This window comes from Frateuria hangzhouensis, assembly GCF_026410505.1.
GTDB classification, from domain to species: Bacteria; Pseudomonadota; Gammaproteobacteria; order Xanthomonadales; family Rhodanobacteraceae; genus Frateuria_A; species Frateuria_A hangzhouensis.
Window position 1 is genome coordinate 1 of record NZ_JAPMIU010000002.1, and the last position, 13,496, is coordinate 13,496.

12 protein-coding genes are annotated in these 13,496 nt (G+C 67.6%); 5 read left to right on the top strand and 7 right to left on the bottom strand.

What is annotated here, in order from left to right; all coding sequences use genetic code 11:
- Nucleotides 1-401: 401 nt before the first annotated feature.
- Nucleotides 402-1,085 carry a rhomboid family intramembrane serine protease gene (locus tag OSC30_RS01930; protein ID WP_267170144.1) on the top strand — a complete coding sequence of 228 codons (684 nt, stop codon included), beginning with the start codon at nucleotides 402-404 and terminating at the stop codon, nucleotides 1,083-1,085.
- Nucleotides 1,086-1,093: 8 nt separating this feature from the next.
- On the top strand, nucleotides 1,094-1,417 hold the full coding sequence (locus tag OSC30_RS01935; RefSeq protein WP_267170145.1) for a DUF1820 family protein: 324 nt from the start codon (nucleotides 1,094-1,096) through the stop codon (nucleotides 1,415-1,417).
- A 126-nt stretch (nucleotides 1,418-1,543) separates the two neighbouring features.
- On the opposite strand, the gene OSC30_RS01940 is transcribed toward OSC30_RS01935, so the two are convergent.
- Together OSC30_RS01940 and tfpB are read right to left on the bottom strand one after the other, a co-directional pair.
- Nucleotides 1,544-2,266, bottom strand: a complete 723-nt coding sequence (locus OSC30_RS01940; protein WP_267170146.1) for a glutamine amidotransferase — start codon at nucleotides 2,264-2,266, stop codon at nucleotides 1,544-1,546.
- 22 nt (nucleotides 2,267-2,288) lie between these two features.
- The gene (gene tfpB / locus OSC30_RS01945) at nucleotides 2,289-4,106 is read right to left on the bottom strand and encodes a type IV pilus assembly ATPase TfpB (protein WP_267170147.1); all 1,818 of its coding nucleotides are present in this window, start codon (nucleotides 4,104-4,106) and stop codon (nucleotides 2,289-2,291) included.
- Between the two features lie 97 nt (nucleotides 4,107-4,203).
- Between tfpB and glyQ the strand changes: the two genes are divergently transcribed.
- Complete coding sequence (gene glyQ / locus OSC30_RS01950) at nucleotides 4,204-5,115, top strand: glycine--tRNA ligase subunit alpha (protein WP_267170148.1); 912 nt, start codon at nucleotides 4,204-4,206, stop codon at nucleotides 5,113-5,115.
- Entirely contained in the window at nucleotides 5,112-7,256 is a 2,145-nt protein-coding gene (glyS, locus tag OSC30_RS01955; protein ID WP_267170149.1) for a glycine--tRNA ligase subunit beta, read from the top strand. Before glyQ ends, glyS begins: the two co-directional genes overlap by 4 nt.
- Here glyS and OSC30_RS01960 read toward each other — a convergent pair whose 3' ends face one another.
- Complete coding sequence (locus OSC30_RS01960) at nucleotides 7,257-7,817, bottom strand: helix-turn-helix domain-containing protein (RefSeq protein ID WP_267170150.1); 561 nt, start codon at nucleotides 7,815-7,817, stop codon at nucleotides 7,257-7,259. It lies immediately after the preceding gene.
- Between the two features lie 286 nt (nucleotides 7,818-8,103).
- On the opposite strand from OSC30_RS01960, the gene OSC30_RS01965 reads away from it, so the two are divergent.
- Entirely contained in the window at nucleotides 8,104-8,958 is an 855-nt protein-coding gene (locus OSC30_RS01965) for a YbaY family lipoprotein (RefSeq protein ID WP_267170151.1), read from the top strand.
- A gap of 93 nt (nucleotides 8,959-9,051) precedes the next feature.
- On the opposite strand, the gene OSC30_RS01970 is transcribed toward OSC30_RS01965, so the two are convergent.
- From OSC30_RS01970 to OSC30_RS01990, 4 genes are all read right to left on the bottom strand, one after another.
- On the bottom strand, nucleotides 9,052-10,887 hold the full coding sequence (locus OSC30_RS01970; protein WP_267170152.1) for an autotransporter domain-containing protein: 1,836 nt from the start codon (nucleotides 10,885-10,887) through the stop codon (nucleotides 9,052-9,054).
- A 123-nt stretch (nucleotides 10,888-11,010) separates the two neighbouring features.
- Nucleotides 11,011-11,562, bottom strand: a complete 552-nt coding sequence (locus tag OSC30_RS01975; RefSeq protein WP_267170153.1) for a relaxation protein — start codon at nucleotides 11,560-11,562, stop codon at nucleotides 11,011-11,013.
- Between the two features lie 24 nt (nucleotides 11,563-11,586).
- The gene (locus OSC30_RS16870; protein WP_323374185.1) at nucleotides 11,587-12,807 is read right to left on the bottom strand and encodes a Tle-like phospholipase domain-containing protein; all 1,221 of its coding nucleotides are present in this window, start codon (nucleotides 12,805-12,807) and stop codon (nucleotides 11,587-11,589) included.
- Entirely contained in the window at nucleotides 12,804-13,397 is a 594-nt protein-coding gene (locus OSC30_RS01990; protein WP_267170154.1) for a hypothetical protein, read from the bottom strand. Before OSC30_RS01990 ends, OSC30_RS16870 begins: the two co-directional genes overlap by 4 nt.
- Between the last annotated feature and the right edge of the window lie 99 nt (nucleotides 13,398-13,496).

Consider the following 13,496-nt stretch of genomic DNA (forward strand, 5'->3'; position numbering starts at 1 on the left):
GGAGAGGGTTTTTCTTTTGCGCCGTGCGTGCCCTCGCGGCGGCAACGACATCGTCAGCACCGGCGCTTGGTACAAAAGTCCTCCTCGCGAAGAACAGACTCGCGCAAAGCCCTTGGAGGAGCGCCCCTGGGCGCCACCACGCGGGCAGTGGTTAGCCGGGGAACGGCCAGCATCGCGGTTGCGCCCAGGACGCCTCTACATGGGCTATGGCGGAGGTGGGCCTGCGCGTTCTCATCGGAACGGCGAGGCGAAGGCGCCGCGATGCCCGCCAACTTGAATCTGACGCGCGCCCCGGGCGACCGGCGATCACCGCCCAGCGTTTGTGGTCCCGGTCCGCTCCCAATCGTACCCATGCCTCTATGATGTGAAGGGATACGCCATCGCGCTGAGGGAGAGGCCGCTTGTTCGTCCACGTCGAAACCCGGCGGCGCACCACCACACAGTGGGCGACGTTGCTGCTGGTGGTTGTCTGTGTGGCCTGTTTCGTGGCGCTGGCGCTGATGTTGCCGCCGCAGCGGATTTCGTTTCTGCTCGAATGGGGCACGATCCCGGCGAATATCTTCGATACCCACGAAGCGTTCTGGCGGCAGCTGGCGGATCCGGCGCTGGTGCGCCTGTTCACGGCCCTGTTCATTCATGTGGCCTGGATCCACCTGTTGAGCAATCTGCTGTTCCTGGTGATCTTCGGCCTGCCGGCGGAGCGGACACTGGGCTCGGCGCGGTTCCTTTCGCTGTTCGTCGCAGGCGGCATCGTGGCCAACCTGGTCGGTGCCCTGACGCTGGCCGGCGTACGGCTTCCGATCATCGGCTGCAGCGGCGCCGTATCGGCCGTGCTGGGTGCCTATGCGGCGTTGTTCCCGCGTGCGCGGTTGGGCCTGGTGTTGCCGCTGGGCCTGTTCCTGGAATTCGTGCGCGTGCCGGCCTACCTGCTGATCGGCATCTGGGTGCTGCTGCAGCTGCTTTTCAGCTATGCGGGACCCAGCTATGGCGCGGTGGTGTGGTGGACGCACATCGCGGGCTTCCTGTTCGGCATGGCGTTCGCGCTGTTCTCGCGTGACGCCATCGCGCGCCGGCTGCGCGGTTAGGCGGCCATATGCGAGCCAGGAAACTCTACAAGGTCACCTTCCTTCACCTGGGCAAGTGCTACGAGCTGTATGCGCGGCACGTGGATACCAGTTCGTTGTGGGGTTTCACGGAGGTGAGCGAGCTGGTGTTCGAGCCGGCCGGCGCAGGGTTGCTGGTCGATCCCACGGAGGAGCGCCTGCGCGAGGAATTCGCCGATACGCGCGTGCTGCATCTGCCGATGCCCTCCATCGTCCGCATCGAGGAAGTCGAGCGCAAAGGCGCACTGGTCATTCGCGACGCCAGCGATGGCCAGAAAGTTACCCCGTTCCCGATGCCGTCCAAACCGCGTTGAGCGTCGTCTGCAGGCGTGGGCGCCCACGTTGGAAAGGAATGGACGGCCGGCGGCGCAAGCTGCGCGGCTGACAGCCCCAGCTATATGGCAGGTTGGCCGCTGCGTGGGAACCGATTGGCGCGAGGCTCAGCCGGCACTCAACCCGTGGCGCTGTCCGAAACCGCGCATGAGCCGCCGCGCGATCGGCGTAGCCGCGACCTCGCGCCAGAGCTGCATCGGATCGCTGCCTTCGCGCTGGATCGCCTCGCGCCTGCGCCGGATATAGGCGCGCATCACGTCCGCGTTGAACTCGGGATGGAACTGCACGCTCAACGCATTCGGTCCATAGCGCAGCAGGTGGTGCGGGTCGCGCGCCGAGCCTGCGAGCACCGTCGCGCCAGCCGGCGGTTCCAGCACGCTCTGCTCGTGGGTGGTGTGGGCGCGGAAGCTGGCCGGCAATGTCGACGTCAGCGGATCGTCGGCCGCCGCGGTGGTCAGTCCAATCGACTGCGTGCCGATCTCGCGGCCGCCAGGCAGGTAGTCCACCCGGCCACCCAGCGCGTGGGCCATCAGTTGGTGGCCATAGCACACGCCGAACAGCGGCAGTTGCGCATCCATCGCGTGGCGGATCCAGCCGGCCGTGCGTTCGCTCCAGGCGGCGCGCTCGGTGACCATCGCGGCCGAGCCGGTGATCAGCGCCCCGGCGACCTCCCCCGGGTCCGGCAGGGCTTCTCCGGAAGCCACGTCGACGATGCGCACGCGCACGGGCGACAGTGCCGCGCACAGCCGGAACCAGTGCGGGAAATCGCCATGGCGCGCGCGGATCGAATCCGGCGCGCGGCCGGTGCGGATGATCAGGACGGGTTTCATGCGGACGCCTGGATGGCGAAGCCTAGGACTGGCTTTCGTGTTCGATGGGTGGCAATACGGTGAGGACTTCCTGCACCGTGGTCAAGCCCTTGGCCACCTGCGTCGCTGCCGAAATGCGCAGCGGCTGCATGCCCTCGGCCAAGGCCGCCTCGCCCAGCCGTGCCAGGTCGAGCTGGGCCGAGATCAGGCCGCGCAGACGGGGACTCAGCCTGAACATCTCGTACACGCCGGTGCGTCCCATGAAGCCGGTGTTGCGGCATTCCAGGCAGCCGACCGGTTCGAACACCTTCTCCGGCAGCGGCAGCGACCAGCCGTGGGTCAGCGCCGTCCACGCGTGCGGATCCTGCGCCGCCTCGCGCTTGCAGTGCGGGCACAAGGTGCGCACCAGGCGTTGCGCCACCACGCCGGTCAGAGTGGACTGGATCAGGTAGTGCGGCACGCCCAGATCGAGCAGGCGGGTCACCGCGCTGGGTGCATCGTTGGTATGCAGGGTGGACAACACCAGGTGACCGGTCAGCGAAGCCTGCACCGCCATCTGCGCGGTTTCCAGGTCGCGGATCTCGCCGATCATGATGATGTCCGGGTCCTGTCGCAGCAGCGTGCGTACGCCGGCGGCGAAATCCAGGTCGATGGATGCCTGCACCTGCATCTGGTTGAGCTCGGGGCTGACCATCTCGATCGGGTCTTCCACCGTGCACACGTTGAGTTCCGGCCGCGCCAGGTGCTTGAGCGTGGAGTACAGCGTGGTGGTCTTGCCCGATCCGGTCGGGCCGGTCACCAGCACGATGCCGTGCGGGCGCTCCACCATCGAGCGCCAGATGCCGCCTTCCTCCGCAGAGAACCCGAGCTGGCCGAAATCCTTGGCCACCACGTCCGGATCGAAGATGCGCATCACCACCTTCTCGCCGAAGGCGGTGGGCATGGTCGAGATGCGCAGCTCCACTTCTCGCCCGGCCGCAGAGCGGGTCTTGATGCGGCCATCCTGCGGACGGCGCTTCTCGGCCACGTCCATGCGCGCCAGGATCTTGATGCGCGCGGTGACCGCGGTCATCACCGGTGAGGGCAGCTCGAAGACCTTGTGCATCACGCCATCGATGCGGAAGCGCATCTGCCCGGCCTCGCGGCGCGGCTCCAGGTGGATGTCCGAGGCGCGCTGCTCGAAGGCGTACTGCAGCAGCCAGTCGACGATGTGCACGACGTGCCGGTCGTCGGCACCGACCTCGCCGGTCTTGCCCAGCTCCACCAGCTGTTCGAAGTTGAGGATCGCGGCGGAGTTGTCGTAACCGGCCGCCTTGGCGTCCTGCGCCAGCTGGATCGAGCGCTGCACGCCGTAGAACTCGGCCAGGTAGCGATTGATGTCCAGCGGACTGGAAACCACCCGGTGCACGTCGCGGCGCAGCATCTGTGCCAGGTCGGCCGCCCATTCCGCATCGAAGGGTTCGCAGCTGGCGAAGGTGACTTCGCCGGGCGTGGCCGCGACCGGCAGGATGCGATGGCGCTTGGCGTAGGCGTGGCTGACCACCTGGGTCACCGCCGCCACGTTGATCTTCATCGGGTCGATCTTGAGGTACGGCAGTGCCGCCTGTCCGGCCAACCATTCGGTCAGCCCTTCCAGGCTCAGCGGCCGGCCCGGCTCGCGCTGGTTGGGCAACTTGGCGTTGGCGATCAGCACCAGCGGATGCAGTTCCACCGTGCTGCGGCCGGCGCGCGCACCCATGCGCACGTTCCTGGCGTCCTCGGTCGAGACGTAACCATCGACCACCAGCGCGGCCAGCATGTCATCCAGTCCAAGTCGGCCGCGGCGGCCAAGCAGGGATGCGATTTGCGGTGATGCGGCCATCCGGACGGTTCCCCCGAGCTGCGTGCGACCCTGCGCCGGACCAGTGCGGGCGCGGGCTTTGGCTATACTAACGCGCTTTGTAGTTGGGCCAATCGCCATGCCAGCGCGCACTTTCCAGGACGTGATCCAGACCCTCAACCGCTACTGGGGGGCGCAGGGCTGCGTGCTGCTGCAGCCGCTGGACACCGAGGTCGGCGCCGGCACCTTCCACCCCGCCACGTTCCTGCGTTCGCTCGGCCCGGAACCCTGGGCCGCAGCCTACGTGCAGCCCTCGCGCCGTCCCACCGACGGCCGCTACGGCGAAAACCCCAACCGCCTGCAGCACTACTACCAGTACCAGGTGGTGATGAAGCCCAACCCGGAAAACATCCTGGAGCTGTACATCGGTTCGCTCAAGGAGCTGGGCCTGGATCCGCTGGTGCACGACCTGCGCTTCGTCGAGGACAACTGGGAATCGCCCACGCTCGGCGCCTGGGGCCTGGGCTGGGAGGTCTGGCTCAACGGCATGGAAGTCACCCAGTTCACCTACTTCCAGCAGGCCGGCGGCCTCGAATGCCGCCCGGTGACCGGCGAGATCACCTACGGCCTCGAGCGCCTGGCGATGTACCTGCAAAATGTAGATAACGTTTATGACTTGATCTGGACTGACGGCCCACGTGGCGTCGTCACCTACGGCGACGTGTTCCACCAGAACGAGGTCGAGCAGAGCACCTACAACTTCGAGCACGCCAACGTGGCCGAGCTGCTGCGCTGGTTCGACGTGTGCGAGGCCACCGCGACCGAGCTGGTGGCCGCCGGCCTGCCATTGCCGGCCTACGAACAGGTGATGAAGGCCAGCCACACCTTCAACCTGCTCGATGCGCGCCGCGCGATCAGCGTGACCGAGCGCCAGCGCTACATCCTGCGCGTGCGCACGCTCTCGCGCAGCGTCGCCGAGGCCTACGTGGCGCAGCGCGAAAAGCTCGGCTTCCCGGGCCTGAAGAACGTATCGAAGGAGCAGGCCGCATGAGCGCCGCCAAATCACTGTTGATCGAACTGGGTACCGAGGAGCTGCCACCCAAGGCGCTCGACGAGCTGTCGCAGGCGTTCCTGGACGGCATCGTCCAGGGCATGAGCAAGCGCGGCATCGACGCCGGGCTGGATGAAGCACGGGCCTATTGCACGCCGCGCCGGTTGGCCGTGCTGGTGCCGGCGGTGGCCGCCATGCAGCCCGAGCAGCACATCGAGCGCCGCGGCCCCGCGATCAATGCCGCGCTGGACGCGCAGGGGCAGCCTTCGCGCGCGCTGCTCGGCTTCGCGCAGTCCTGCGGCGTGGACGTGGCGCAGCTGGAGAAACTAGAGACCGACAAGGGCGCCTGGTTCGTGTTCCGCGCGGTCAAGCCGGGCCAGAGCCTGGCCGCCTTGTTGCCGGAAATTGTCGAGGAGGCGCTCAAGGGCCTGCCAATCCCGCGCCCGATGCGCTGGTCCGATCACGACTACGCTTTCGTGCGCCCGGTGCACTGGCTACTGATGCTGCATGGCGCGGACATCGTCGATGGGCGCGTGCTCGGCCTTGCGAGCGGGCGCAAGTCGCGCGGCCATCGCTTCATGCATCCCAACCCGGTACACGTGACCGACGCCGACAGCTGGCTCGATGCGCTGCGCGCGGCCAAGGTGCTGGCCGACCCGGTCGAGCGGCGGCAACGCGTGCAGGACGAGGTGGCCCGGGTGGCCGGGGAAACCGGTGGCGTGCCGCGACTGGACGGCGTGCTGCTCGACGAGATCGCCAATCTCACCGAGTGGCCGACGGCGATCGCCTGCACCTTCGAATCGGCGTTCCTGGCAGTACCGCCGGAGGCGCTGGTCACCACCATGGAGACCAACCAGAAATTCGTGCCGGTGTTCGATGCATACGGCAAGCTCAGCGAACATTTCATCGGCATTGCCAACATCGAATCGAAAGACCCGGCCGAGATCCGCAAGGGTTACGAGCGGGTGATCCGCCCGCGCTTCGCCGACGCCAAGTTCTTCTGGGACGAGGACCTGAAGACCCCGCTGGCCGGCTACCAGGAGGCGCTGAAAAACGTCACCTATCAGCAGGCCCTGGGCAGCCTGTGGGACAAGAGCGTGCGCGTGGCGGAACTGGCGCGTGTGATCGCCGCGCGCATCGGCGTCGATGCCGGCGCGACCACCCGTGCCGCGTCCCTGAGCAAATGCGACCTGCTCACCCGCATGGTCGGCGAGTTCCCCGAACTGCAGGGCGTGATGGGCCGCTACTACGCGCGGCATCAGGGCGAGGGCGACGCGGTCGCACAGGCGCTGGACAGCTACTACCAGCCGCGCTTTGCCGGCGACGCCATCGCCGCCGACGAGGTGGGCCAGGTGCTTGCCGTGGCCGAACGACTGGACACCCTGGCGGGCATCTTCGCCGTCGGCATGAAGCCCAGCGGCAACAAGGATCCGTTCGCGCTGCGTCGCGCGGCGCTGGGCCTGGCGCGCACGCTGGTCGAGGCCAGGCTGGAACTGGACCTGCGCGCCAGCTTCGCCGAAGCACTGGAACTGCTGCCCGACGCCGCGCTCGCCGCCGGGCTCAAGCCGGGCAAGGACGGCAAGCCACCGGTGCTCGATGCCGGTGCGCGCCGCGCCGCCTTGCTGCCCGAGCTGGTCGACTTCGTGTTCGACCGTCTGCGCGGCTACTACGCCGAACTGGGCTTCACCAGCGAACAGTTCGAGGCGGTGCTCGCGGTCGCGCCGGTCACGCTGCCCGACCTCGATCGCCGCCTGCGTGCGGTGGCCGAGTTCGGCCGGCGCCCGGAGGCGGCCAGCCTGGCCGCGGCCAACAAGCGCGTGGCCAACATCCTGCGCAAGGCCGAGGAGGAGACCGGCACGGCACCCGCCGGCACCGTCGATGCGGGCTGTTTCGAGTCCCCCGCCGAGCATGAGCTCGCCAACGCGCTGGATGCCGCGCTGGCCGACACCGCCGCGCCGCGCGCCGCCGGCGACTACACCGCCGTCCTGACACGGCTGGCCCAGTTGCAGCCACCGGTGGACGCCTTCTTCGAGGGCGTGCTGGTCAATGCCGAGGATGCGCGCGTACGCGCCAACCGCCTCGCGCTGCTGGCCCGGTTGAAGGCGCAGTTCGCCGCGGTGGCCGATATCGCGCGCCTGTAGTCAGGCGCCGCGGGCGCGGCCGATCCGCGCGGCCAGCTGCCGGTTGAAGGCGAGCATCGCGCGGGTATCCACGCGCGTGCCGCCGGGCCCCAGCGCCTCGTAGAGCCCGGCCAGCAGATCGGTGGTGTCGGTCAGCGCAAGCGGTTGGCCGGCCAATTCCAGCTCCGATTCCAGGATCCGCATGGCGGCGGCGAGCCGTGACGCGTCCATGCCGCCGCGGGCCTCCGGCAGATGTCCGCCCACGCCATCCGGGGGTGGCCGCGGCGGATCGATGGTCGCGCTGCTGGATTGCTCGTCGCTGCCGGAATCCACGTCCGACAGGATGGCGCCCTCCCCGGCGACCAGCCACACCAGCGAGATGCCCAGAGTGCGCGCCAGCGTGACACAACGCGCGCGCGAGGGGTCGGTGTTGCCGTCTCGCCAGCTGCGTACGACGCCCTCGGAAAAGCCGCACACGCGGGCGATCTCCGTGGCGCTGCCGACGCGCTGGATCAGCAGTTTGATGCGATCGGCAAAGCTATTGCCGGTGTCGGGGGTGAGCGAAGGCGGTGCGAGGTTCATGGGCCCTCCCCAGATAGCTGCAGGTACGCTGGCGACCCGCCGACCGGCGGGCCACCGTTCGCCATCCTAGCGCAGCGCGTCGCCGCGGGCTTCGATCGGCGGCATTCAGGCGCAGAGAGGACGGATCGTGGCTTGCCGGGCGGCATGGCCAATCAGTCTGGCTTGACTTTTGCGTGGGTATGGACCTTTCGGCTATGCTTGGAACTTCCCCCGCGGAAAACGTGTCGCCGTGCGCTGGACGTTTCCGTGTATTTCCCAAGCTTTTCTTTCAATTAGAGGTTTCCCCATGCGCAGGATGGTCTGGTCGCTGATGTCGGTAGCTGCGTTGGCCTTGGCCGGCTGCAATGGCTCCAATGCGCCCGATCAGGGCAATGAGGGCAACGCTGCCGCGGTGAAGGCCGACTCGGTCAGCGGCACGATCACCGTGCGCGGCGACAACGCGGTCTCGCCGGAAGCGAAGCTGGTGGTCAACCTGGTGGACGTCTCCTCGACCGACCAGGCCGGCGCCGCGCCGCTGGCCAGCAAGTCCATCGCGCCGGTGCAGTTTCCGCAGTCGTTCGAGCTCACCTTCAACCCCGCAGACGTCAATCCGGCCGACCTGTACGTGGTCAAGACCGAGCTTACCGACGGCGAACGGCACTACAAGATGGCGCTGCAGGCGCCGGTGCTGACCAAGGGCGCGCCCAACCAGGTGTCGATCGAACTGGTGCCGGAGCAGACCGCGGCGGAGAAGGAACTGGCCGAGTTCCAGTCGCTGCAGAAGCAGATCGGCGGCATGAAGATCAGCGACGGCACCAAGCTGGAGAAAGACGTCTCGCGTGCCTGGCAGGTGTTCCGCCAGGATGGCCAGGTCAAGTTCATCCGCGGCCGCGCCGATTACGGCGACAAGGGCTTTACCAGCACCGACTACGCCTACAAGGACGGCAAGCCGTGGGTCGTGGTGCAGCAGAAGAAGGCCAGCCAGGATGCCAAGCCCAGCTCGATCGAGCGTGCCAGCTGGGACAAGGATGGCAACCTGGTGCTCAAGCAGGTCGTGTCCGGCGGCAACACCAGCGCCAGCCTCGGCGACGACCAGGCCGCCAGCCTCAAGCAGCAGGCGCAGGACATCCTCAAGCTGGCCACCGGCGGCAAGGGCAAGTAAGCCGGTTGCTTGCAACGGACGTCCGTCCGCCTGGACGTCCAAACAAAAAAAAGCCGCCCGGAAGGGCGGCTTTTTCGTGGGCGTCGATGGGCGTCAGAAGCCGATCTTGACGCCCAGGTTCAGGCTGTCGTCCTTCTGGTTGTCGTCGCTGAAGCGGCCGTGATAGCCGAACCACCCCGTGACGCTGGAGCTGAACTGTGCGGACAGGCCCACGTCGGCGCTGGCCCAGCTGCGGTCGGGCTCGTAGCCGGTCAGTGCAAAGCTGCCCGGCATGCTGACCAGGCCGGCCTCGACCGCGTGCGGATCGGCCTTGTCGTCATGGTTCCATGCCAGCTCCACGAACGGCATCAGCATGGCGCCGCCGGCCTGCCACTGGCCCTGCAGCCGCCAGCCCAGCGTTTCGATCAGCGCATCGCGCTGCTGCGAGCCGAACCACATCGCGGTGCTGTCGCTGCTGCCTTCGGTGAACCCGTCCACCTTCACCGTCTGCCATTCGACGTGCGCGAACGGGCCGGTCTTCAGGCCATCGGTACCGAACCACCAGCCGCCCTCCAGGCCACCGCCCAGGTGCGTGCCGTCGGCCTTGCCGCCCTCGGTGCGCAGCGCCTGGCCCAACTGGATGCGACGGTTGATGTCGGTGAAGTTGGACTGGCCGAAGCTGGCGAAGCCGCCGACGTAGCCGCCGCCGTTGTGGTACGTCGCGTAGCCGAGGCCGGAGATGTCAGTCATCTTGTAACCGCCCATGCCGCCGGCGAAATCGGCGTCGTGCTGGCCCAGGCCAAGCGCCACGCCCAGGGAGACGTGCTCGCTGGCGCGCACGTCGGCGCCGAGGGTCAGGTTGACATTGTCGCTGTCGGTCCTGGGCGAGCCGCCGGTGGCGTCGAAGCGCTGCCGGCCGTAGTCGACGCTGGCGAACACGCGCGTATCGCGGCCCTGTCCATCGGCCAGCATCTCGTTGCGGATCGCGCGGTACTGCGCGGCGGTGGCCGCCAGCGGCGCCTCGCCCAGCAGCGACATCTGGCCCGGCGCCATGATTTCGGACACCACGTACTGCGCCAGCATGGCGTGGGCCGCGGTGGTCGGATGCACGCCGTCGGCGAACAGGTAGGTCTGGTCGGTGCCGGCGGCATACGAGAACGGCAGGCCCGCGCCGGCCGGTCCGCACTGCACCGAACTGCCGGTGCAGGCCGGTGTGGTGACATTGTCGAAGCCGTAGGCGGACGGGTTGGCGATCACTTCGTTGAGCAGCGCGAAGGTGTTCACCGGGATCACGTTGAGCCCGTTGGCGCTCAGCTGGGCGATGCCGGCATGGAGCACGCCGTTGTAGACCACCGACAGCTGCGTGCCGCCGGCCTGCGCCGCCGGGCCGCCCGCCGCGCTGGCCGGGGTCTTGCCGACGTCGGGCAGGTTGTAGACCACCACGTAGCGCGCGCCGGCGGCCTGCAACTGGCCGAGCATGTTGACCTCGGTCAGCGCCGCGTTGGCGGTTCCGGCGGCCAGCACGTTCGTATCGGTGCTGGTGCCGGTCAGGTAGAAGATGTCGTTGGCGCCGCCCCAGACCTGGTACAGCGCGTTCGGATCGGCGGTGCCCCCGCTGGCGCCCAGGTACATCGCCATCTGCTGCGGCAGCGTGGGCACCGGCGCCACGCCCCGCACCACGCCCGCGCCGCCGAAGGCGAAGTCGGTGCCGCCGGCGACCGACGGGGCCAGGGTGAAGCCCAGCGAGGTCGCCACGTTTTCGGCCGTGGTGGTGCCCGGGTTGGTGGTGAAGCGCAGCGGCACCGGCGAGCCCTGCGAGAGCGACAGGTTGCCGGCATCGCTCAGGCTGTCGCCGAACACGACGACCTGGCTGAAATCGGTGGCGGCAGCGGCAGTACTGAACAACAGGCCGGCCAGGATGGCACCGGCGAGACGACGGGTACGGGGCATGGGCAACGCTCCTAGGGCCGGGATGGCCTCGTTATTTGCACGTTACGTTAATGCACGCCATACGGAAGCGCATGCTGCGCCGCATCGCGGCGTCGCCGGCCACGGACGGGCATCCGGGGGCGTTCAGCGCCGCCTGACCAGCCGATACTGGCCGTGGTCGCCGTAGTGCCTGCCATTGGTGTCCAGGCTGGCGCACAGCCGACCGTCGCAAAGGCTTACGTCCGCTTCGTTGTAAGCCTGGAGTGTGTCCGCGGAGAGCCGGTTCTGGTTGATGACCCGCGCGTAATGCAGCGAGAGCCACGCGCCGCCGGCCAGAAGCAGGAGCAGGCTGGCCAGTGCGATGCCGGCCGCCTTCCACACCAGATGCCGGTGCAGCCGTTCCAGCGCCACCATGCGTAAGGCAAGTGCCTGCGCCTGGCTGTCGACGTCGCGGCTGGCCGCCTGCAGGCGTCGCTCGTGGTCGTCGAGCGAGCGCCCGATCCCGGCCTGCATGACATGGAGCAGCCGGTCCGGCAGGGTGTCCAGAAGGCCGCCGGACGATTGCCGGACCGCCGCCGGAACCTGCTGCACGAGCAGGCCGAGGCGCTGCTCGATGAGGTCACAGCGCCGTTCGAACTGTTCCATCAGCATCGCGGCCTTTTCTGCCGTTGCGATGAGCTGCTCTTCCGGTGGCATCACTTTTTCCCGTAGCGAAAAGCGTCAGCGGCCCCAGGCCGGGCCGGCGGCGTCCGGGACCGGCTGCGTGGGTGCCGGTCCCAGCGGCTGCCACTGCTGGTCGATCATCCCGGTGGCATGGGCGCGCAGTGCCTGTCCACGTTCGGACGAGGCCAAAGCCTGCGTATCGTCGCGGAACCGGTCCCAATCACCCGCGCCCGCGGCAGCGAGCATGCGGTCCAGCCGCGCCGAAAAGGCGGCAAACCTTCCGGCGACGCCATCCACGATGGCTTCGCCACGCTGTTCCAGCTCATGCAGGCCCTGGGCGATGCCATGCCCGACGTGGCGCGCGGCCCGGACCGCCCGTTGCCCCTCGCCGAGCCCGAACGCGAGCGTGTTCACGAGTGGCTGGGCGGCGGCTCCGGCGAGCAGCGACGTGGCGGCGCGGGCGTGGCCGATGTCGCCGCGGTAGGCCTGGATCATGATCGCGTGCTCGCGGTAGCGGGCCGCATTCGCCGGGGCGAGCAGTGATTCCCCGTCACGCGCGGGGTCCGGCACGAAGTTGGCGATGCCATGCGCGTCGGCCTGGACCTTGCCCAGCCACGGCGCATGTGTCGACGGCAGCATGTTCAGAAGCGGGATGTCCGTGTAACCGGCCCGGCCCAGCGCATCGACGTCCTGCGCGGTGGCATAGATACGCACTTCGCCGAAATGCGGGCTGGCCGCGCTGACCACGTCGGTGGCGCGAACGTGGTTGATCACCTGGTGGCCACCTTCGGGTATGGCTGGCATCAGGCCGGCGGCGCCATAGGCGTTGAAGGTTTCGCCTCGGAGCCCGTACTCGTAGGCCATCATTTGCGCCAGCGTGCCGCCGAGGGAGTGGCCGGTGACCGTCACGTTCAATTCGTAATGCCCTCGCTCCGCTTCGAGCTTTGCTTTCGCCAGGACACGTTTGGTAAAGGCCATGGCATCGGGGGTCTGTGCGTTCAGGCCAGCCATGACCATGCCGGCGTCAACGCAGACGTCGAGCCCCTCATCCACCCGGCGTCCCTCGCCTGTTTCGGTACCACGATAAGCGAGAACCAGCTCGTGACTACCGTCGGGGTTTATATGTTCGTAAGCGGTAGCCTGAAAACCGGTGCGGGGGTTGTCCGCATAGCCTGCGATCGTGTAATCGAAATCGCCCATATGAACCAATTCATGCAAGCTGCGTGATCGGTAGGAGTCCTGGTCCAGCAAGGCGTAATCGGCTGATCCGAGGGTCACCGGGCGGCCTCCTTTGTCGCAAGGGCGACATGGAAGAAGGCATCGGGATGTTCGCTTACATAGGTGGTGAGCGGTTGCCCTGACATTCCGCCCGTCGGGTCACGATAGGAAACTTTTGGGAAGTAAGTGATCGCCGCTTTCCCGGCGGCAATATCTTTGGCCCAGATCGCGGAGCTGAAGCCTGTTGAGCGAGTTTTCAGCTGAGCTCCGACACCCACCAGTGCCCAGTGGCATGTGCCCATCTGGTAGTAATCCGCATCCAGCATCAGATCGGCAAAAAACGACCCCTCGTACGTGTTGTCTCCGATCCCCTGCAGGCGAATCGGCATCTGCCGATGCGGTGCAAGTCGGGCACCGCTGACAGGCTGCAGTGGAACGCAACCACTGTTGGTGACCTGGTAATCGACTGTCCCGCCGATGGACTCGAACGGTCCGGGCGCATCTTCGACGGTTACCGTTAGCGTGTATCGCTTTACCGGATGAGGGTTCTGTCTGATATCGGCGGGCGGCACTGACGAGCTACAGGCGCAAAGCGTTAGGACGGCCAGGAGAAGGGCGAGGGTGGAGCGTCCGGCACGGGCGGGATCCATTGTTCCTCCGTGAATCATGAATGCCTGTGCCGAGTATAGGAGCGGGGCCGACGGGCCTTGCTGCCTTCATGGCGCGCGTGGTTGTAGGCCGGCGCCGGC

Coding starts and splice junctions, on each gene's coding strand:
- OSC30_RS01935 (WP_267170145.1), top strand. CDS start 1,094: ATGCGAGCCAGGAAACTCTACAAGGTCACCTTCCTTCACCTGGGCAAG.
- OSC30_RS01940 (WP_267170146.1), bottom strand. CDS start 2,266: ATGAAACCCGTCCTGATCATCCGCACCGGCCGCGCGCCGGATTCGATC.
- tfpB (WP_267170147.1), bottom strand. CDS start 4,106: ATGGCCGCATCACCGCAAATCGCATCCCTGCTTGGCCGCCGCGGCCGA.
- glyQ (WP_267170148.1), top strand. CDS start 4,204: ATGCCAGCGCGCACTTTCCAGGACGTGATCCAGACCCTCAACCGCTAC.
- glyS (WP_267170149.1), top strand. CDS start 5,112: ATGAGCGCCGCCAAATCACTGTTGATCGAACTGGGTACCGAGGAGCTG.
- OSC30_RS01960 (WP_267170150.1), bottom strand. CDS start 7,817: ATGAACCTCGCACCGCCTTCGCTCACCCCCGACACCGGCAATAGCTTT.
- OSC30_RS01965 (WP_267170151.1), top strand. CDS start 8,104: ATGCGCAGGATGGTCTGGTCGCTGATGTCGGTAGCTGCGTTGGCCTTG.
- OSC30_RS01970 (WP_267170152.1), bottom strand. CDS start 10,887: ATGCCCCGTACCCGTCGTCTCGCCGGTGCCATCCTGGCCGGCCTGTTG.
- OSC30_RS01975 (WP_267170153.1), bottom strand. CDS start 11,562: ATGCCACCGGAAGAGCAGCTCATCGCAACGGCAGAAAAGGCCGCGATG.
- OSC30_RS01990 (WP_267170154.1), bottom strand. CDS start 13,397: ATGGATCCCGCCCGTGCCGGACGCTCCACCCTCGCCCTTCTCCTGGCC.